Below are 19966 nucleotides of genomic sequence, written 5' to 3'. Positions count from 1 at the left end.
ACGATTTTCGTCCTTTTTGGCAGTCGTGGTTTTTAATTTGTTATTATTTATAAAGGAGATACCATGAAACTCAAAGATACTCTTAATCTTGGTAAAACAGCTTTCCCAATGCGTGCAGGCCTTCCGACCAAAGAGCCAGTTTGGCAAAAGGAATGGGAAGATGCAAAACTTTACCAACGTCGTCAAGAATTGAACCAAGGAAAACCTCATTTCACCTTGCATGATGGCCCTCCATACGCGAACGGAAATATCCACGTTGGACACGCTATGAACAAGATTTCAAAAGATATCATTGTTCGCTCAAAATCTATGTCAGGTTTTTACGCACCATTTATCCCAGGTTGGGATACTCATGGTCTGCCAATCGAGCAAGTTTTGGCAAAACAAGGTGTCAAACGTAAAGAAATGGACTTGGTTGAGTACTTGAAACTTTGTCGCGAATACGCTCTTTCTCAAGTAGATAAACAACGTGAAGACTTTAAACGTTTGGGTGTTTCTGGTGACTGGGAAAATCCATATGTGACTTTGACTCCTGACTATGAAGCAGCCCAAATCCGTGTATTTGGTGAGATGGCTAATAAAGGCTATATCTACCGTGGTGCCAAGCCAGTTTACTGGTCTTGGTCATCTGAGTCAGCCCTTGCTGAAGCGGAGATTGAATACCATGACTTGGTTTCAACTTCCCTTTACTATGCCAACAAGGTAAAAGAAGGAAAAGGTGCCCTTGATACAGACACTTATATCGTTGTTTGGACAACGACTCCATTTACCATCACAGCTTCTCGTGGTTTGACGGTTGGAGCAGATATTGATTACGTTTTAGTTCAACCTGCTGGTGAAACTCGTAAGTTTGTCGTTGCTGCAGAATTGTTGACTAGCTTGTCTGAGAAATTTGGTTGGGCTGATGTTCAAGTGTTGGCAACTTACCGTGGTCAAGAACTCAACCACATCGTGACAGAACACCCATGGGATACTGCAGTAGATGAGCTCGTTATCCTTGGTGACCACGTTACCACTGACTCTGGTACTGGTATCGTCCATACAGCCCCTGGTTTTGGTGAGGACGACTACAATGTTGGTATTGCTAATGGTCTTGAAGTCGCAGTGACTGTTGACGAACGTGGTATCATGATGAAGAATGCTGGTCCTGAGTTTGAAGGTCAATTCTATGACAAGGTAGTTCCAACTGTTATTGAAAAACTTGGTAACCTCCTTCTTGCCCAAGAAGAAATTTCTCACTCATACCCATTTGACTGGCGTACTAAGAAACCAATCATCTGGCGTGCAGTTCCACAATGGTTTGCTTCTGTATCAAAATTCCGTCAAGAAATCTTGGATGAAATTGAAAAAGTGAAATTCCACTCAGAATGGGGTAAAGTCCGTCTTTACAATATGATTCGTGACCGTGGCGACTGGGTTATCTCTCGTCAACGTGCTTGGGGTGTTCCACTTCCAATTTTCTACGCTGAAGATGGTACAGCGATTATGACTGCTGAAACGATTGAGCATGTAGCTCAACTCTTTGAGGAAAATGGTTCAAGCATTTGGTGGGAACGTGATGCTAAGGACCTCTTGCCAGAAGGATTTACTCATCCAGGCTCACCAAATGGTGAGTTCAAGAAAGAAACAGACATCATGGACGTTTGGTTTGACTCAGGTTCATCATGGAATGGAGTTGTAGTAAATCGTCCAGAGTTGACTTACCCAGCAGACCTTTACCTAGAAGGTTCTGACCAATACCGCGGTTGGTTCAACTCTTCACTCATCACATCAGTTGCTAACCATGGCGTAGCACCTTACAAACAAATTCTGTCACAAGGATTTGCCCTTGATGGTAAAGGTGAGAAGATGTCTAAATCTCTTGGAAATACCATTGCTCCAAGCGATGTTGAAAAACAATTTGGTGCAGAAATCTTGCGTCTCTGGGTAACAAGTGTTGACTCAAGCAATGACGTACGTATCTCTATGGATATCTTGAGCCAAGTCTCTGAAACTTACCGTAAGATTCGTAACACCCTTCGTTTCTTGATTGCCAATACATCTGACTTTAACCCAGCTCAAGATACAGTCGCTTACGATGAGCTTCGTTCAGTTGATAAGTACATGACGATTCGCTTTAACCAGCTTGTCAAGACCATTCGTGATGCCTATGCAGACTTTGAATTCTTGACAATCTACAAGGCCTTGGTGAACTTTATCAACGTTGATTTATCAGCCTTCTACCTTGATTTTGCCAAAGATGTTGTTTATATCGAAGGTGCCAAATCACTCGAACGCCGTCAAATGCAGACTGTTTTCTATGACATTCTTGTGAAAATCACCAAACTCTTGACACCAATCCTTCCTCACACTGCGGAAGAAATCTGGTCATACCTTGAGTTTGAAGCAGAAGACTTCGTTCAATTGTCAGAATTGCCAGAAGCGGAAACTTTTGCTAATCAAGAAGAAATCTTGGATACATGGGCAGCCTTCATGGACTTCCGTGGACAAGCTCAAAAAGCCTTGGAAGAAGCTCGTAATGCAAAAGTTATCGGTAAATCACTTGAAGCACACTTGACAGTTTATCCAAATGAAGTTGTGAAAACTCTACTCGAAGCAGTAAACAGCAATGTAGCTCAACTTTTGATTGTGTCTGAATTGACCATCGCAGAAGGACCAGCTCCAGAAGCTGCCCTTAGCTTCGAAGATGTCGCCTTCACAGTTGAACGTGCTGCAGGCCAAGTATGTGACCGTTGCCGTCGCACCGACCCAACAACAGCAGAACGCACCTACCAGGCAGTCATCTGTGACCACTGTGCAAGCATCGTAGAAGAAAACTTTGCGGACGCAGTCGCAGAAGGATTTGAAGAGAAGTAAGGTTGTTGTCTGATACTAAGAAGGAAAAGGATTGCCAAACAGTCCTTTCCTTTTTGGTTATGACTAGCTTTTTTGTGAAAAATTGTGTAAAATAGAATAGATAAACGAGGGGAAACCTCGGAAAATTTAAAGGAGAATCCATCTAATGGTAAAATTGGTTTTTGCTCGCCACGGTGAGTCTGAATGGAACAAAGCTAACCTTTTCACTGGTTGGGCTGATGTTGATTTGTCTGAAAAAGGTACACAACAAGCGATTGACGCTGGTAAATTGATCAAAGAAGCTGGTATCGAATTTGACCAAGCTTACACTTCAGTATTGAAACGTGCGATCAAAACAACGAACTTGGCTCTTGAAGCTTCTGACCAATTGTGGGTTCCAGTTGAAAAATCATGGCGCCTGAACGAACGTCACTACGGTGGTTTGACTGGTAAAAACAAAGCTGAAGCTGCTGAGCAATTTGGTGATGAGCAAGTTCACATCTGGCGTCGTTCATACGATGTATTGCCTCCAAACATGGACCGTGATGATGAGCACTCAGCTCACACAGACCGTCGTTACGCTTCACTTGACGACTCAGTAATCCCAGATGCTGAAAACTTGAAAGTGACTTTGGAACGTGCCCTTCCTTTCTGGGAAGATAAAATCGCTCCAGCTCTTAAAGATGGTAAAAACGTATTCGTAGGAGCTCACGGTAACTCAATCCGTGCCCTTGTAAAACACATCAAAGGTTTGTCAGATGACGAGATCATGGACGTGGAAATCCCTAACTTCCCACCATTGGTATTCGAATTCGACGAAAAATTGAACGTTGTTTCTGAATACTACCTTGGAAAATAAAAAAATGTAAGTCTAGAATTGATTTCTAGGCTTTTTGTTTTTGTTCCCAGTTTCCAATGGCTTGAAAAAGCGTTATAATGGTAGTAGGAAGTAATTTGTTTGAGAGAGGGTGGGTCTGATGGCTTATATTGAGATGAAACACTGTTACAAGCGTTATCAGGTTGGGGACACGGAGATTGTGGCCAATCGTGATGTGAATTTTGAGATTGAGAAGGGTGAATTGGTTATTATTCTAGGTGCGTCTGGTGCAGGCAAGTCAACGGTTCTTAACCTTCTTGGGGGAATGGATACCAATGATGAAGGGGAAATCTGGATTGATGGTGCCAATATTGCAGACTATAGTTCCCACCAGAGAACCAATTACCGTAGAAATGATGTCGGGTTTGTTTTTCAGTTTTATAATCTAGTTTCCAATCTAACCGCTAAGGAAAATGTGGAGTTGGCTTCAGAAATCGTGACGGATGCCTTGGATCCTGAGCAGGTCTTGACAGATGTAGGTCTGACTCATCGTCTCAATAATTTTCCAGCCCAGCTTTCTGGAGGGGAGCAACAGCGAGTCTCCATTGCACGCGCAGTAGCTAAAAATCCTAAAATTCTCCTTTGTGATGAACCGACAGGCGCTTTGGATTATCAGACGGGCAAGCAGGTTTTGAAAATTCTGCAAGACATGTCTCGTCAAAAGGGAGCGACGGTAATCATCGTGACTCACAATGGAGCTTTGGCGCCCATTGCGGATCGCGTGATTCATATGCACGATGCCAGTGTCAAGGATGTGGTGCTCAACCAGCATCCTCAGGATATCGACAGTTTGGAGTACTAGTATGATCAAGCGAAAGACTTATTGGAAGGACTTAATTCAGTCCTTCACAGGCTCCAAGGGACGTTTTTTATCCATCTTGACCTTGATGATGTTGGGGTCTCTAGCCCTAGTAGGTCTCAAAGTAACCAGTCCCAATATGGAGGCGACAGCTAATGCTTATTTAATAAATGCTCAAACCTTGGATTTAGCAGTTATGTCTAATTATGGTTTGGATCAAGCCGATCAAGAAGAACTAGAACAGACTCAGGGTGCAGAGGTCGAGTTTGGCTATTTGACAGATGTGACTATGGAGAATGGGCAGGATGCCATTCGGCTGTACTCCAAACCAGAGCGAATTTCAACCTTTCAGCTAAGAGAGGGACGACTTCCTCAGTCAGACAAGGAAATCGCTTTGGCCACTCATTTGCAAGGCCAATACAGCGTGGGACAGGAGATTAGTTTTAAAGAAAAAGAAGAGGGTCATTCCCCTTTAAAAGACCATACTTATACCATTACTGGTTTTGTGGATTCAGCTGAAATCCTCTCCCAGCGAGATATGGGCTACGCAGGAAGTGGAAGTGGGACTCTGACAGCCTATGGGGTGATTTTACCTAGTCAGTTTGATCAGAAAGTCTACAATATAGCTCGTTTGAAATATCAAGATTTAGCAGGATTAAATGCTTTTTCAGCAGCTTATGAACAGAAATCCAAGCAACATCAGGAAGAACTTGAACAAGTTCTATCTGATAATGGCAAGGCACGTCTACAACTCTTGAGAAAAGAAGGACAAGAGTCTCTAGACAAAGGCAAAGAAACCCTTGATAAGGCTGAGACTAATCTGCAGGAAGGCCAGCGTCGTTTAGCAGCTGCTCAAGCTCGTTTACAGGCTCAGGAAAGTCAACTAGCCTTGCTTCCTCAAGCTCAGAGAGAGCTGGCTAGTGCTCAACTTACCCAAGCTAAGCAGGAATTGGGTAAAGAAGAGGATAGACTAAAGCAGGCTGAACAAAATCTAGCCCAAGAAAAGGAAAAACTAGAAAAACATCAGCAAGCCTTGGATGATTTGGCTGAGCCCAAGTATCAAGTCTATAATCGTCAGACCATGCCTGGAGGTCAAGGCTACCTCATGTATAGTAATGCTTCAGCCAGTATTCGGGCAGTGGGCAATATCTTTCCTGTAGTGCTTTATGCCGTAGCAGCTATGGTGACCTTTACCACCATGACTCGTTTTGTGGATGAAGAGCGAACTCATGCAGGGATTTTTAAGGCCTTGGGCTATCGTAGCAAGGATATTATTGCCAAGTTTCTCCTTTACGGTCTAGTAGCTGGGACTGTCGGAACGGCTCTAGGCAGTATCCTTGGCCATTATTTACTAGCCGGTGTGATTTCAAGTGTCATTACAAAAGGCATGGTGGTGGGAGAAACCCAGATTCAGATCTATTGGACCTATAGCTTACTGGCTCTTGTCTTGAGTTGGTTGGCAAGTGTGTTACCAGCCTACTTGGTAGCTAGTAGAGAACTTCATGACGAAGCAGCCCAGCTTTTATTGCCTAAACCTCCTGTTAAAGGAGCTAAAATCTTACTGGAGCGCATCGGTTTTATTTGGCGTCGTCTCAGTTTTACTCATAAGGTGACAGCCCGCAATATCTTTCGTTATAAGCAGCGGATGTTGATGACGATCTTTGGTGTGGCAGGTTCTGTAGCTCTGCTTTTTGCAGGTTTGGGAATCCAATCCTCTGTAGCAGGAGTTCCTTCTAAACAGTTTCAACAAATCCAACAGTATCAAATGATTGTCTCTGAAAATCCTAGTGCGACCAATCAAGACAAGGCAGAGTTGGAAGAAGTGTTGAAAGAGCAAGATATCCAAGCTTATCAGAAAATCTATTCTAAAACGCTAGACAAGGATTTCAAAGGTAAGGCTGGTCTTCAAACCATTACCCTTATGATGACAGAGAAAGAAGATTTGACGCCCTTTATCCATCTGCAACATCATCAGCAGGAGCTGATATTAAAAGATGGCGTCGTTATCACGGATAAACTCGCCCAGCTGGCAGGTGTCAAGGTTGGGCAGACTCTAGAAATTGAAGGTAAGAAGCTAAAGGTCGCTGCTATTGCTGAGAACTACGTTGGGCACTTTATTTATATGAGTCAGGCTAGCTATGAGCAACTTTACGGACAGCTACCCCAAGCTAACACTTATCTGGTTACGCTAAAGGATTCTAGTGCGCCTAGTATCGAAAGTCAGGCAGGCTTGCTTATGAATCAATCTGCGGTGTCCAGTGTTGTTCAAAATGCTTCAGCCATTCGCCTCTTTGACTCCGTCGCCAGCTCACTCAATCAGACCATGACCATCTTGGTCATCGTATCGGTTCTGTTGGCTATTGTTATCCTCTACAATCTGACCAATATCAACGTGGCTGAGAGAATCCGTGAACTCTCCACTATCAAGGTTCGCGGTTTTCATAATAATGAAGTTACCCTCTACATTTATCGTGAGACGATTGTGCTGTCCCTTGTGGGAATCGTACTTGGTTTGGTATCTGGTTTCTATTTACACCAATTTTTGATTCAAATGATTTCGCCTGCGACTATTCTCTTTTATCCGCAGGTAGGCTGGGAAGTCTATGTAATCCCAGTGGCAGCAGTAAGCACCATTTTAACCTTGCTTGGTTTCTTTGTCAATTATCATCTGAGAAAGGTTGATATGCTTGAAGCCTTGAAATCTGTAGAGTAATACTCAATGAAAATCAAAGAACAAACTAGGAAGCTAGCAGCAGGTTGCTCAAAGCACGCTTTGAGGTTGCAGATAAAGCTGACGTAGTTTGAAGAGATTTTCGAAGAGTATTAGCTGATTGAACTTATATTTACTCGTAAACAAAAATCCTCCGTTTCAAAGAGTAGGGAACTCTTTGTGACAGAGGATTTTTTCTATAGGGCTTTAGCAGCTGCAATTGCAGCTTCGAAGTTTGGTTCAGAGTTGATATTGTCCACGTATTCAACATAGCGAATAGTGTTGTCAGTATCGAGGACAAAGACTGCGCGTGCCAATAGGTGCCACTCATTGATTAAGAGGGCATAGTCACGTCCAAAGGAATGGTCGAAATAGTCTGAGAGCATGATGGCATTTTCAATACCTTCAGCACCGCACCAACGTTTTTGGGCAAAAGGTAGGTCCATGGAAACAGTCAAGACAACCGTATTGTCCAGTCCAGCCAGTTCTTGGTTAAAGCGACGCGTTTGAGTTGAGCAGATGCCTGTATCGATAGAAGGCACGACACTCAAGACTTTTTTCTTGCCATCAAAATCAGCCAGAGATTTTTTAGAAAGGTCTGTTGTAGTGAGAGAAAAATCAAGCGCCTTGTCGCCGACTTGTAGTTGTTTACCTGTAAAGCTCACAGGATTTCCGAGAAAAGTTACCATAAGATACTCCAATCTTTTTTCTTCCATTGTAGCTGAAACAGTCGAAATTTTCCAATGATTTGACCGGAAATGTGTGCATAGAAAAAAACGCCAGTTCATGTGAGAATGACGTTTTTCATTGAGTATTATTTTGCCAATCCTTCAGCAATCTTGTCAAGGTTGTATTTCATCATGCTGTAGTAGCTGTCGCCTTCTTTACCTTGTTCTGCGATAGAGTCAGTAAAGATTTGTGCGTAGATTGGGATGTTTGTGTCTTGAGAAACAGTTTTCATTGGACGGTCATCCACACTTGATTCTACAAAGAGTGATGGAACTTTTGTTTGGCGAAGTTTTTCAACCAAGGTCTTGATTTGTTCAGGTGTTCCTTCTTCTTCAGTATTGATTTCCCAGATGTAAGCACTTGGGACACCATAGGCTTTAGAGAAGTATTTGAATGCTCCTTCGCTAGTTACAATGAGTTTCTTTTCAGCAGGGATGTTATTAAATTTATCCTTACTTTCTTTATCAAGTTTGTCTAACTTATCAGTATATTCTTTGAGATTTTTTTCATAGAATTCTTTGTTGTTAGGGTCTTTGGCGCTCAATTGTTTGGCGATATTTTTAGCAAAGATAATCCCATTTTCAAGGTTGAGCCAAGCGTGTGGGTCTTCTTTACCTTTTTCATTTTTTCCTTCAAGGTAGATAACATCAACACCTTCACTGACTGCAAAGTAGTCTTTGTTTTCAGTTTTCTTAGCGTTTTCTACCAATTTGGTAAACCAAGCATTGCCACCTGTTTCAAGGTTGATACCGTTATAGAAAATGAGGTCTGCCTCAGAAGTTTTCTTAACATCTTCAGGAAGTGGTTCGTATTCGTGTGGGTCTTGCCCAATCGGAACGATACTATGAAGATCAATTTTGTCACCAGCAATATTTTTAGTAATATCAGCGATGATTGAGTTTGTAGCAACAACTTTTAGTTTTTGACCAGAAGCTGCATCTTTTTTTCCGCTAGCACATGCTACAAGAGCAATAACGGAAAGAAAGAGAACGAGTAATGTACCTAATTTTTTCATTAGATCCTCCAATTTATTATTGGGGCTTTGCCCCTTATTTTAACAAATGTTTATTTTTCAGTTTCAAATATCGTTGTTTGGGAGCGATAAAGAAGCTAATGAGAAAGAAACTAGCAGCTGTAAGCACGATACTAGAACCTGCCGCAACATTAAAACTATAGCCAATAAAGAGTCCCAAAACTGAAGCTGTCGCTCCAAAGGTTGAGGAAAGGAAAATCATACTTTTCAGACTATTAGCATACAGATAAGCAGTTGCAGCTGGGGTAATCAGCATGGCTACAATCAGGATAGTTCCGACACTTTGCATGGCTGTCACAGACACGAGAGTCAAGAGTACCATGAGAAGGTAGTGATAGAAATTGACAGGCATTCCCATGGCTTTAGCCAAGAGTTCATCAAAGGAAGTTATCAAGAGTTGCTTGAAGAAAATCCAGATTAACAAGAGAATGGCTACCCCCACACCCATAGTAATAAACATATCCGTATCTTGGACGGCTAGGATATTACCAAAAAGGATATGGAAAAGGTCAGTTGAACTTTTAGCGACACTAATCAAGATGATACCGAGGGCTAAGAAAGAAGAAAAGGTAATGCCGATGGCGGTATCGCTTTTGATAATCGAGTTTCCCTTGATGTAGGTAATGATGATGGCAGCTAGCAGTCCAAAGACAATGGCTCCGATAAAGAAGTCAAGGCCCAAGATGAAGGAGAGGGCTACACCTGGCAAGACAGCATGTGAAATAGCATCTCCCATGAGTGACATCCCGCGTAGAATGATGAAACATCCCACAGCTCCAGCTACGACCCCGACGACAATGGCTGTTATCAAGGCATTTTGTAAGAAATGGAATTTTTGCAATCCATCGATAAATTCTGCAATCATAGGTCACCTCCATTGAAAAAGAGTCGATTACCGTAAGCTTCTTTGAGATTGGCTTCAGTAAAGGTTTCTTTGGTTGGACCAAAGGCAATCACTTCTCGATTGACAAGCAAGACTTGATCGAAGTAGTGGGGAACCTTGCTGAGGTCGTGGTGGACGATGAGAACCGTCTTCCCAGCTTTTTTCAGATCTCTCAGCGTATTCATGATGATTTCCTCACTGACAGAGTCAATCCCAACAAAGGGTTCATCCAAGAGGATATAGTCGGCTTCCTGTACCAAACATCTGGCAATCAAGACCCGCTGGAATTGACCTCCAGACAGTTGACTGATTTGCCGTTCAGCGTAGTCAGCTAGGCCGACGATTTCAAGGGCTTCTTTCACTTTCTTCCAATGTTTAGCCTTTAAACTTCGAAAGAGAGGGATAGAGGGAAAGAGTCCTAACGAGACGCATTCCTTGACCTTGATGGGAAAGTTGTAGTCGATATTGATCTTTTGTTCGACATAGGCAATTCGGTGTAAGGATTTTTTAACTTCCTTGTCATCGAGAAATGCCTGACCTTGATGTGGGATAATTCCCAGCATACCTTTTAATAATGTTGATTTTCCAGCACCGTTTGGGCCAATGATACCTGTAATTGTTGATCCATGGAGCACTAGTGAAATATCCTTAAGTGCCAACGTTTCTTTGTAGGAGACACTGAGGTTTTCGATACGTATCATAAACTTGTATTCCTCCTTACTCTTAATATACCTTAAAAAAAAAATTAAGTCAAGTTAATTTTTGAAAAAATTAAAATAAGTCATTAAAAAATCTTTACACATCACACAAGGGAATCAATATATAGTGGATTGAATTTGGAATAGTCCACCGAGTTTTTTAAAACATTGTTAGAAATTCAAAGTAAATTATAAAAATGCCTTAGAAGCAGCATTGTACTACTCCAGCTCCAACTAACTCTATTTTGCTATATATTTAGTAGGAGGTCTAATAAAACGCATAATCTCAAGGTTTATACACCTGATATTATGCGTTTTTATGATTTTAAAGATTCTTTAATTAGATTTACTATCTGTACTTCAAAAAGTGTTTTAATCTATCCATGGATAACCCCTTAGTTTACCCTTTGATTTTTGTTGAGTATGAGCGATTCTTTGATGAATTATTTTGAATCAGTATATCACACTTTAAACATCAATAGTTTTTACTTTTGGTTAATGGACTAAAGTAACTAAATCCCCCTGCAAGAAATCTTATAGTACCTGCTAATATTAGAATACTTATGATAGTTAAGTTATGTGAAACAAGTATCCCTCCAAGGTATGCTCCTAAGGGGATAGAAGCAAATGAGATCATTCTAGTAATACTAACAACACGTCCCAACATTTCTTTTTTGACAACTTTTTGTCGTAACGTAAAATATGTAATGGCATTGATATTGCCAAACATATTACTCAAACCTAAAAATACTCCCATATATATATATAGTTTGTGTTAATTGATAGCAACATAGTAGATAGACCAGCTAGCATTGTACTGATGGAGAGGATTTTTCCATATCTAAACTTTTTAATTAATTCAGGGGCAAGAATAGCACCTAATATAGCTCCTACACCAGCTATTGAGAGTATTAATCCATAGTGAAAGGAGGTATAGCCTAGAACATCTGTAATATAGTAAACTAAGTTGGCCTGAAATATATGAATGGCAAAGTTTGTTCCAAAAAAAAGAATAGCTCCACTTAGGATGATTTTATCATTTTTTACATAGTGCAAACCAATAGATATTGTTTTAGAAAGACTCTCTTTTTTAGAGATATTTACTAGTGTATTTTCTGGAGTTTTTATGAAGAGAATTAATAGGCTGGCAATTAAAAAGGTAAGAGCATTGACCCATAAAACTTTAGCTGGATTAATAAGTAATAGAACAGAACCACTAATCATAGGACCAATAAGATTTAATGTATTGTCAATAAGTTGGATTCCTGAATTGGCTTTTGATAGCTGATTGTCTGTTACAATCTGTGGTAACAAGCTTTGAAATGCTGGGTGGACTAATGGCTCTGTAGAGGAGAGCAGGAAGGTTAAAATATAAATTAAGAGTAAGAGTATATTATCATTTTTAAAAGATATTATTAGCAAACTTAGAATGACTAATGAGATTAAATGACATATTGAAATGATATATACTTTTTTGAATTTATCTGCTAATATACCTCCTACTAGAGAAAATAAAATCCATGGTAAAAATGAAATACCGTATAGAGTAGCCATATGAAATGGAGATCCTGTTTTCTCAAATACTAGCAAAGGTAGAGCTAATTTTCTTAGCCAATCACCAAAGTTGGATACAAGAAATGTTAGCCACAATATTTTGTAATTTCTATTCAATAATATTACCTCCACGACAGGTTATACAATTGGGATCTATATGCCAATGCTCGGCTATTTTTGTAGTCATTGTATTCATATCTATAGATTTTAATTGGCCTACAGTAGTTAATTCACCGATACCAGTGATATATTTTGTAACTTCTGAACAAATGATACCAGTTGCTACAGATACTAGAGGAGCTATGGCAGTATTGTCACCAACTAAATTTAAACGAGTTCTTTCTTCAAGGATTAGGTGAGAAATAGGGTGTTCTTTTTGGATAGTATTTCTCCAACAATCTATGCATCCAGATATTTTGGGGATAATAGTATATTGCAGGGCTCGTTGCTCTTCTAAACCTGCACAAAATAAAGGAATATTCAGCTTTACTATAGCTTCATTTACCCATCTTGCTAGTTTGATTTTAGGTCTATCCGCAACTAGTATTAAGCAGTCGAATCCTCGGAATGATTCAACAATATCTTCAGATGAATTGATTTTCTTTTCATCAACAGTAAATTTTATTTGAGGATTAAATTCATAGATGCGTTGTTTTGCTATACTTGCTTTACTCTTTCCTATATCATCAAAGTTATATAAAATTTGTCTATTTAAATTAGATATATCAACGACATCAAATTCAACAGCTTTTATTTCTCCTATACCTAAGCCAGCTAAGTCATATATAATGTGAGAGCCTAATCCGCCTAATCCAATAATTCCAATTTTTGAATCAATTAATTTTTTTTGAGAAATATATTTATTTTCACTTAAAGTTGCGTAAGATGAAAAAAGTTGATGTTTCTGTGATAACGTTCTAATTCATACTTGAATAATATTTTAGAACCAGTAAGATTTAAATCCTCGATAAATCGTTCTTTACTGATTTCATCAATAGCTTCCATTACATCAGATGGTGATAGTTCACTGTAGGTTTCTGAAACTTCTCTTATGATTTTTTCGACGGTATTAATTCCATCCATTTTTTTGAGCATGTATTCAATAGCTCCGCTAGGGTCTTCATATTCTGTAATTTCTCCAACCCCACCTATATAGACCGATCCGTCTTTATATACTACTGGGTAAGCCTTTTTTAGTTTTGGACGAGCTTTTAGTAGATCCATTATATCTCCTTATATCAATTAAAAGAAAAGGTAACTAGAGAAAGTCTAGTTACCAGCCTCGGTGAAGAAAGTATTACTATCCTTCTACTGCGATTCCTGCAATACTTACAGAATGAACACGTTTTTGCTTAAGCATAAAATCTACCTCCTAATATTTAAATTTCAAGTAGCAAAGCTATGAGATAGATAGAATTTTATCATTTTATATATTTTTTGTCAATTCATTTTTCAGACAATTAATTTTTTTGTGAATTTTTAAAAAATTTTTAAAAAATTGAAATACTAACTGAAAAATGATAGAAAAGGAAAGTTCATTTTTAATTGCATTCCCTAGTGATTTTTGTTAAGATAAAGACAAATACAAATGAAAGCGAGAACAAGATGACACGTTATCAAGATGATTTTTATGATGCTATCAATGGAGAATGGCAACAGACAGCTGAAATTCCAGCAGATAAGTCTCAAACGGGAGGTTTTGTTGATTTAGATCAGGAAATTGAAGACTTGATGCTGGCGACAACAGACAAGTGGTTAGCAGGTGAAGAGGTGCCTGAGGATGCTATCTTGGCAAACTTTGTCAAATACCACCGCCTAGTTCGTGATTTTGACAAGAGAGAAGCTGACGGTATCACACCTGTCTTACCACTCCTTAAAGAATTCCAAGAATTGGAGACTTTTGCGGATTTTACAGCTAAACTAGCAGAGTTTGAGCTTGCAGGAAAACCAAACTTCCTTCCTTTTGGTGTATCGCCAGACTTTATGGATGCTAGAATCAATGTTCTATGGGCTAGCGCTCCAAGCACAATCTTGCCAGATACGACCTACTATGCAGAAGAGCATCCTCAGCGCGAAGAGCTCTTGACTCTTTGGAAAGAAAGCAGCGCAAATCTCCTCAAGGCTTATGATTTCTCTGATGAAGAAATTGAAGACTTGCTAGAAAAAAGACTTGAATTGGACCGCCGAGTTGCGGCAGTGGTGCTCTCTAATGAAGAAGGTTCAGAATATGCCAAGCTTTACCATCCATATTCTTACGAAGATTTCAAGAAATTCGCGCCTGCTCTACCTTTGAATGACTTCTTCCAAGCTGTTCTTGGACAAGTACCAGACAAGGTTATTGTAGACGAGGAACGTTTCTGGCAAGCAGCAGATCAATTCTATAGTGAAGAGGCTTGGCCTCTTCTCAAAGCAAACTTAATTTTAAGTGTAGTCAATCTTTCAACCAGCTATTTAACAGAGGATATCCGTGTTTTGTCTGGTGCCTACAGCCGTGCCCTTTCTGGAGTTCCAGAGGCAAAAGATAAGGTCAAAGCAGCTTATCATCTAGCACAGGAACCTTTCAAGCAAGCCCTGGGTCTTTGGTACGCCCGTGAGAAGTTCTCTCCAGAAGCCAAGGCGGATGTGGAGAAAAAAGTGGCAACCATGATTGATGTCTATAAGGAGCGTCTGCTTAAGAATGACTGGCTCACTCCAGAAACCTGTAAACAGGCTATCGTGAAGCTCAATGTGATCAAACCTTATATTGGCTATCCAGAAGAATTGCCTGCACGTTACAAGGATAAGGTGGTGAATGAAACTGCCAGTCTTTTTGAGAATGCTCTAGCCTTTGCGCGTGTGGAAATCAAGCACAGTTGGAGCAAGTGGAACCAACCTGTAGACTACAAAGAATGGGGCATGCCTGCTCATATGGTCAATGCCTACTACAATCCACAGAAGAACCTGATTGTCTTTCCAGCAGCTATTTTACAAGCACCTTTCTATGACTTGCATCAGTCATCTTCTGCTAACTACGGTGGTATTGGGGCAGTTATTGCCCATGAAATTTCCCACGCCTTTGATACCAATGGAGCTTCCTTTGATGAAAATGGTAGCCTCAAGGATTGGTGGACAGAGAGCGACTATGCTGCCTTCAAGGAGAAAACACAAAAAGTTATTGACCAGTTTGATGGACAAGATTCTTATGGAGCAACCATTAACGGTAAATTGACTGTATCAGAAAACGTGGCTGACTTGGGAGGAATCGCAGCAGCGCTTGAAGCAGCTAAGAGAGAAGCAGACTTCTCAGCAGAAGAGTTCTTCTACAACTTCGGTCGCATCTGGCGCATGAAAGGTCGTCCAGAATTTATGAAACTTTTGGCTAGTGTCGATGTGCACGCGCCAGCCAAACTTCGTGTCAATGTACAAGTGCCAAACTTCGATGATTTCTTTACAACCTATGATGTCAAAGAAGGTGACGGAATGTGGCGTTCACCAGAAGAGCGCGTGATTATTTGGTAATACAAAGAGACAAGTAAAACTCCTATAATTACACCTTCCCTATCTATGTACACCCTAAAAAGTTAGATAGAATAATCTAGCTTTTGGGGTGTAGTTCATAGGGATTATGAAATTGAAGTCTTTTCTTATTTTAAAATTCATAGTAAAATATCCCTCTGTATCAAGATAACAGGAGGATTTTTATGTCTCAAAAGACTATCAACATAGGCTACGCCCGTGTATCTACTCATAAGCAAGACCTAGGATTGAAAGTGCAAATCGAAGCTCTCAAACATTGCGATAAACTTTTTATAGAAAAGGAATCTGGTGCAAATAACACTCGTCCTGAACTTACAAAAGCCTTAAAACTGGCCTCTGACTTTTCGAAAGATGGCAAGCAGGTTACTTTCACTATCTATAAGTTAGATAGACTGACTCGATCTATGTTTAAGCTACTAGAACTTATTGAACAATTTAATGAATATCATATTCAGCTAGTCAGTTTGCATGAAAAACTAGAAACAGACTCTCTTATTGGCAGGTTACTTTGCGTCATTTTAGGCTTTGTGGCAGAAAATGAGCTGGAAAATCTGAGGTTTCGCACAAAAGAAGGACTTCGAAAAGCTAAGGAAAATGGTGTTAGATTAGGAGCAAAACGGATTTCAAAAGAAAAGGAGGAGCGGATACTTAACAAATATCTACATTCAAATATAAGCATACGTAATATTGCAAAAGCTGAACAAATTTCTACATCAACCCTATATAAAGTGTTAGAACGCAATAAAGTGGCGAACAATCGTCAAAAAAAAACGGAAAATCATTGCTAAAAATAGGGAAAAATGGTAGAATGAAGCTGTAAATTTGTTTCGATTAACGACCGTTTGATGAAACAGTCAAAACAACAATATGAATATTTAAAAAATACGAGTTTAACAGTGTTTTTAACCTGTATTAGACTGGTATTTTTTGTGTATCGTTTAACGGTCGTTACGCGATACACTTAGTTCCCTATCTCTAAAGTAGTTAGCGAGCTTATGGTAACAAAAAATTTAAAAATTATTAAGATATGTAATAGTGTAATAGCTGTATTGTTCAGTTAATGGATAAAGGTTCATTTAAGGCTTCTATCAAGAACATTAAATGTTTAGAGAATGAGTTGGCTCAAAATTTTGCTTTTGTGGTCTTGAAAGGAAGTTGATTTTGTTATTTTATAAGCCTAAAAAGGCAATTTTACATTCCCAAGGAGGAAAAATTATGAATAAACTAACTAAACTAGGTATTGTCACTTTCTCTGCTGTAACTCTTAGTGCTGCCGTGCCAACTTTGGTGCGTGCCGAGGAAAACGTTGCGCCGCAGCCAAATGTTGCTGCTAAACCTAATGTTGCTCAACCAACACCTGCACCAAAACCTAATGGTAGCTGGGTTGATTTCAGTATGCTCGACCCAATCGCTAAACCAAAACCAAAGCTAGACAAAGAAGTTTCAAAACCTGCTGAAAAGCCAGTAGAAGAGCCCGCTCCTGTCGAAAAACCTTCGACCGAGGGCAACATTCTTGCAAACGGAGCAGATGAGGCTATCGCAGAGGACAAGAAAAATGCTGAGATCGAGAAAAAATACAACGTCGATCCAACCAATCAGCTACCCGAGCCAGGTCTACCAATCATAACACCTGAGCCAGAACAACCTATAACAGATTCTAAAGAGATGAAGAAGATGGTAGCAGAGGATTTAGCCTATAAGAAAGGAGCAGCTAAGACTCAAGAAGAGTACAATAAACTGATAGCTGAGGCTAATGAGAAGCTTTGGGCTGCTGACGGAGTTGATATGGATGAACTGATCCATAGACCAATCCCAGAAAAACCTGGAGCCGTGCCAGCATTCTCAGATATAAGCGTTCGAAAATATGAAATCCAAGCAGATTTCTTAGATGCTGATCTTGTCCAAAAACATGGATACACTACTGAATCAAGAATTGATAGTCCAAAACAAGCAGAAGTTAGCTCTACATGGAACGTACATGACAAAGATAGCGCAGATGGAATACTAACAGCAAAAAAATTCTCCGACTACACTTTTAGCCACGTTGTAAAAGCCGCTGCAGATCATCCAGATATTGATCCAGATCCAAAGGTTGTCAGAGTTAGTTATGATGCAGCCTATGCTTTGCGTGGTTCTGGTTACAAAAATGGTAAAGGAGATAATCTTTTCCGCTACTATTTTATTTACACTAAAAATAAACCAGTAGAAGAAAAACCGAAAGATCCGCAACCAGCGGAAACGGAAAAACCTGCTGAAGTTTCGAAACCAGCGGAGACAGTTGAACCAACTGTGCAGCCGAAACCAGCTGAGAACAAGCCGGTTAAAACTCCAATTCCGAATCCAAAACCAGCAGAAAACCCTCAACCAGAGGTTAAACCAGCAGAGCAACCACAACCAGCTAACTCAGTGAAACCAGCTGAAAATGCTGGATTGCCAAAGATTCCTTATCGAACTAACAATCCAAAACGTTGGTTTAACGGAGCAGGTCGCCCTACTCTAACAACAAACGACCTTGCTGCTCCACTTCCTGCTGAAAATGTAGAAAAAACCTCTTATGGTTGGTGGACAGCTGAACCAGACTTGCTTCATGCAGGATCTCATATAAAAGTAAATACTTTTAATTCGAATTTCAATAATCCGATGTTCGAAAACGGTAAAGAGATAAAATTTAAAGGTAGCGGATTTGGAGATATGGACAGTAGGTTTAAACCTGCTCTTGTTCGAGTAAAAGTTCCAGAGTTAGAAGGAATGAACTACGAAGCTTATACAATCTTCTATGAAGTTCCTAATAAAAATGGAAATCCAACTTACGGAACAAATCGAACTCTCCAAGGTGGTGGCATCTCTTTAACTATCAAATCAAAAGAGAAGAAAGAAGATATTCAGGTTTATACATTAACTAAGGATAGAAAACTGGAAGAACTCTATTATCCAGGATTCCCAAGTGAAGAAACAAATCGCTATGATGAGAAAACTAAAACTCATTCATACAATCTATTTGGTGAAACCTACGATACTTACGTTTTCTTATTTAAGAACCCTGCTGAAAAACCAGCTGAGCAAGTAAAACCTGAAGTTAAGCCAAGTGAACAACCTAAGCCAGACAAGCAGCCAAGTGTTCCTACTGTTCCAGCTAATCAACCACAACCTGCTAAGCCAGAGAAACCAGCAGAAAAGCCAATCGAGAAACCTGTAGTTCCTGACACACCAAAACCAGTTGCACCAGCTGTTCCAGATCAACCACAACCTGCTAAGCCAGAGAAACCAACTGAACAACCTGTGAATCCAGTTGCTCCAGTAACACCGACAACTCCTGTAACGCCTACACTTAACCCAGCCATCCCAAACAATACTCGTGTTCTTTCGAACAAAGCTGGAAGCGTTCAAGTGCATGGTTCAGAAGCAACACTCAAAAATGTCAGCTATATCAAGGTAGAAGAAACCAAGCCGACTTCACTTGAATCAAAAGACTACAAGGCATTTGACATTCATCTGTATGACGCGAATGGTAAAGCTATCCAGCCAAATGGCATGGTTCTAGTAAGTCTTTCTGCTGATAAGCCAGTTGAAAATGTTTACTATGTTGCTCCAGATGGTACTTTACAGGCATTGAAGTTCAAACAAGATACAGATAAGGTTACTTTTGAAACCAATCACTTCAGTATCTATGCTATGACTTTCAAAGTTGCCGCAAGCCGCAATAACGGAGGTAGTACAACTCCTGTTCCAGTTGTAAATAGTAGTAATACTGAACAAAAAGGAAATGACGCAAGTAGTACAAAAACTCAAGCTGAGTCGTTAGCAACTAAGACTGAAACTATTTCGAAACAAGTAGCTAAGACTTTGCCAAATACTGGAGAAAATCACTCAATTCTCGCCACCCTATTTGGAATGTTAACTCTAACTGCTGGATTATTTAGCTTTCGTAAGGAGTCAGAATAACTCCAATTCATAGTTTATCTATCAAATATTTTAGACTGTGAAAAAATCAATTTGAGGAGATGATTTAGAAAATCTTTTCATGATAAAACGCATAATATCAAATTATCTACATCTGATATTATGCGTTTTTTATAATTCTAATACTCTTCGAAAATCTCTTCAAACCACGTCAGCTTCGCCTTGCCGTATGTATATGTTACTGACTTCGTCAGTTCTATCTGCAACCTCAAAACGGTGTTTTGAGCAACCTGTGCTAGCTTCCTCGTTTGCTTTTTGGTTTTCATTGAGTATAAGTAGCAAAAAAGTCATCTTCGGATGACTTTTTGCTACAGTTTAGGGAAAGGGCTTGCAGCTATCGGCTTTTGTGCTATAATTGTTATAATATAGTAA

Annotated in this window: 16 protein-coding genes; 7 read left to right on the top strand and 9 right to left on the bottom strand. The window is 39.8% G+C overall.

What is annotated here, in order from left to right; all coding sequences use genetic code 11:
• Positions 1 to 63 precede the first annotated feature (63 nt).
• The 4 genes from ileS to HT729_RS07550 all read left to right on the top strand — a co-directional run bounded on the left by ileS (position 64) and on the right by HT729_RS07550 (position 7224).
• On the top strand, positions 64 to 2856 hold the full coding sequence (ileS, locus tag HT729_RS07565; RefSeq protein WP_172931861.1) for an isoleucine--tRNA ligase: 2793 nt from the start codon (positions 64 to 66) through the stop codon (positions 2854 to 2856).
• A 145-nt stretch (positions 2857 to 3001) separates the two neighbouring features.
• On the top strand, positions 3002 to 3694 hold the full coding sequence (locus tag HT729_RS07560) for a phosphoglycerate mutase (protein WP_000240129.1): 693 nt from the start codon (positions 3002 to 3004) through the stop codon (positions 3692 to 3694).
• A 118-nt stretch (positions 3695 to 3812) separates the two neighbouring features.
• Complete coding sequence (locus HT729_RS07555) at positions 3813 to 4514, top strand: ABC transporter ATP-binding protein (RefSeq protein ID WP_172931860.1); 702 nt, start codon at positions 3813 to 3815, stop codon at positions 4512 to 4514.
• Between the two features lies 1 nt (position 4515).
• Positions 4516 to 7224 carry an ABC transporter permease gene (locus HT729_RS07550; RefSeq protein ID WP_172931859.1) on the top strand — a complete coding sequence of 903 codons (2709 nt, stop codon included), beginning with the start codon at positions 4516 to 4518 and terminating at the stop codon, positions 7222 to 7224.
• A 194-nt stretch (positions 7225 to 7418) separates the two neighbouring features.
• Here the strand turns inward: HT729_RS07550 and tpx are convergent, their stop codons facing one another.
• The 8 genes from tpx to HT729_RS12065 form a co-directional block, all read right to left on the bottom strand.
• Positions 7419 to 7910: a thiol peroxidase gene (gene tpx / locus HT729_RS07545; protein WP_033686889.1), complete on the bottom strand. Its 492-nt coding sequence runs from the start codon at positions 7908 to 7910 to the stop codon at positions 7419 to 7421.
• Between the two features lie 125 nt (positions 7911 to 8035).
• Positions 8036 to 8965, bottom strand: coding sequence for a metal ABC transporter substrate-binding lipoprotein/adhesin PsaA (gene psaA, locus HT729_RS07540; RefSeq protein ID WP_050253855.1), 930 nt, complete (start codon positions 8963 to 8965; stop codon positions 8036 to 8038).
• A 34-nt stretch (positions 8966 to 8999) separates the two neighbouring features.
• Positions 9000 to 9848, bottom strand: a complete 849-nt coding sequence (locus HT729_RS07535) for a metal ABC transporter permease (RefSeq protein WP_075231207.1) — start codon at positions 9846 to 9848, stop codon at positions 9000 to 9002.
• Entirely contained in the window at positions 9845 to 10567 is a 723-nt protein-coding gene (locus tag HT729_RS07530) for a metal ABC transporter ATP-binding protein (protein ID WP_172931858.1), read from the bottom strand. The genes HT729_RS07535 and HT729_RS07530 overlap by 4 nt, the downstream gene beginning before the upstream one ends.
• 472 nt (positions 10568 to 11039) lie before the next feature.
• Entirely contained in the window at positions 11040 to 11321 is a 282-nt protein-coding gene (locus HT729_RS12075; RefSeq protein WP_240147715.1) for a hypothetical protein, read from the bottom strand.
• Entirely contained in the window at positions 11306 to 12235 is a 930-nt protein-coding gene (locus tag HT729_RS07525) for an MFS transporter (RefSeq protein ID WP_240164426.1), read from the bottom strand. The genes HT729_RS12075 and HT729_RS07525 overlap by 16 nt, the downstream gene beginning before the upstream one ends.
• A complete protein-coding gene (locus tag HT729_RS12070; protein WP_258953676.1) occupies positions 12228 to 12935 on the bottom strand; it encodes a ThiF family adenylyltransferase in 708 nt (235 codons plus the stop codon). The genes HT729_RS07525 and HT729_RS12070 overlap by 8 nt, the downstream gene beginning before the upstream one ends.
• A gap of 53 nt (positions 12936 to 12988) precedes the next feature.
• The gene (locus HT729_RS12065; protein WP_240164425.1) at positions 12989 to 13342 is read right to left on the bottom strand and encodes a hypothetical protein; all 354 of its coding nucleotides are present in this window, start codon (positions 13340 to 13342) and stop codon (positions 12989 to 12991) included.
• A 381-nt stretch (positions 13343 to 13723) separates the two neighbouring features.
• Between HT729_RS12065 and pepO the strand changes: the two genes are divergently transcribed.
• The 3 genes from pepO (at position 13724) to HT729_RS07505 (ending at position 19576) form a co-directional block, all read left to right on the top strand.
• Positions 13724 to 15616: an endopeptidase PepO gene (gene pepO, locus HT729_RS07515; protein WP_050261692.1), complete on the top strand. Its 1893-nt coding sequence runs from the start codon at positions 13724 to 13726 to the stop codon at positions 15614 to 15616.
• Positions 15617 to 15798: 182 nt separating this feature from the next.
• Positions 15799 to 16422 (top strand): recombinase family protein, encoded by a 624-nt coding sequence (locus HT729_RS07510; RefSeq protein WP_000078994.1) that lies wholly within the window; start codon positions 15799 to 15801, stop codon positions 16420 to 16422.
• 427 nt (positions 16423 to 16849) lie between these two features.
• Positions 16850 to 19576 carry an LPXTG cell wall anchor domain-containing protein gene (locus HT729_RS07505; RefSeq protein ID WP_172931857.1) on the top strand — a complete coding sequence of 909 codons (2727 nt, stop codon included), beginning with the start codon at positions 16850 to 16852 and terminating at the stop codon, positions 19574 to 19576.
• Positions 19577 to 19735: 159 nt separating this feature from the next.
• On the opposite strand, the gene HT729_RS07500 is transcribed toward HT729_RS07505, so the two are convergent.
• Positions 19736 to 19885, bottom strand: coding sequence for a hypothetical protein (locus HT729_RS07500; RefSeq protein WP_172931856.1), 150 nt, complete (start codon positions 19883 to 19885; stop codon positions 19736 to 19738).
• Positions 19886 to 19966 lie beyond the last annotated feature (81 nt).

The organism is Streptococcus sp. 79 (genome assembly GCF_013277425.1).
In the GTDB taxonomy this organism is placed as follows: Bacteria; Bacillota; Bacilli; order Lactobacillales; family Streptococcaceae; genus Streptococcus; species Streptococcus pseudopneumoniae.
This window is presented reverse-complemented; position numbering and strand designations above follow the sequence as displayed.

Excerpts from the sequence above, each read along its gene's own strand:
- HT729_RS07550 (WP_172931859.1), top strand. The coding sequence starts at position 4,516 with ATGATCAAGCGAAAGACTTATTGGAAGGACTTAATTCAGTCCTTCACA.
- HT729_RS07510 (WP_000078994.1), top strand. The coding sequence starts at position 15,799 with ATGTCTCAAAAGACTATCAACATAGGCTACGCCCGTGTATCTACTCAT.
- HT729_RS07530 (WP_172931858.1), bottom strand. The coding sequence starts at position 10,567 with ATGATACGTATCGAAAACCTCAGTGTCTCCTACAAAGAAACGTTGGCA.
- HT729_RS07535 (WP_075231207.1), bottom strand. The coding sequence starts at position 9,848 with ATGATTGCAGAATTTATCGATGGATTGCAAAAATTCCATTTCTTACAA.
- HT729_RS07560 (WP_000240129.1), top strand. The coding sequence starts at position 3,002 with ATGGTAAAATTGGTTTTTGCTCGCCACGGTGAGTCTGAATGGAACAAA.
- pepO (WP_050261692.1), top strand. The coding sequence starts at position 13,724 with ATGACACGTTATCAAGATGATTTTTATGATGCTATCAATGGAGAATGG.
- HT729_RS12065 (WP_240164425.1), bottom strand. The coding sequence starts at position 13,342 with ATGGATCTACTAAAAGCTCGTCCAAAACTAAAAAAGGCTTACCCAGTA.
- tpx (WP_033686889.1), bottom strand. The coding sequence starts at position 7,910 with ATGGTAACTTTTCTCGGAAATCCTGTGAGCTTTACAGGTAAACAACTA.
- HT729_RS12075 (WP_240147715.1), bottom strand. The coding sequence starts at position 11,321 with ATGGGAGTATTTTTAGGTTTGAGTAATATGTTTGGCAATATCAATGCC.
- HT729_RS07505 (WP_172931857.1), top strand. The coding sequence starts at position 16,850 with ATGAATAAACTAACTAAACTAGGTATTGTCACTTTCTCTGCTGTAACT.
- psaA (WP_050253855.1), bottom strand. The coding sequence starts at position 8,965 with ATGAAAAAATTAGGTACATTACTCGTTCTCTTTCTTTCCGTTATTGCT.
- HT729_RS07555 (WP_172931860.1), top strand. The coding sequence starts at position 3,813 with ATGGCTTATATTGAGATGAAACACTGTTACAAGCGTTATCAGGTTGGG.
- HT729_RS07500 (WP_172931856.1), bottom strand. The coding sequence starts at position 19,885 with ATGACTTTTTTGCTACTTATACTCAATGAAAACCAAAAAGCAAACGAG.
- ileS (WP_172931861.1), top strand. The coding sequence starts at position 64 with ATGAAACTCAAAGATACTCTTAATCTTGGTAAAACAGCTTTCCCAATG.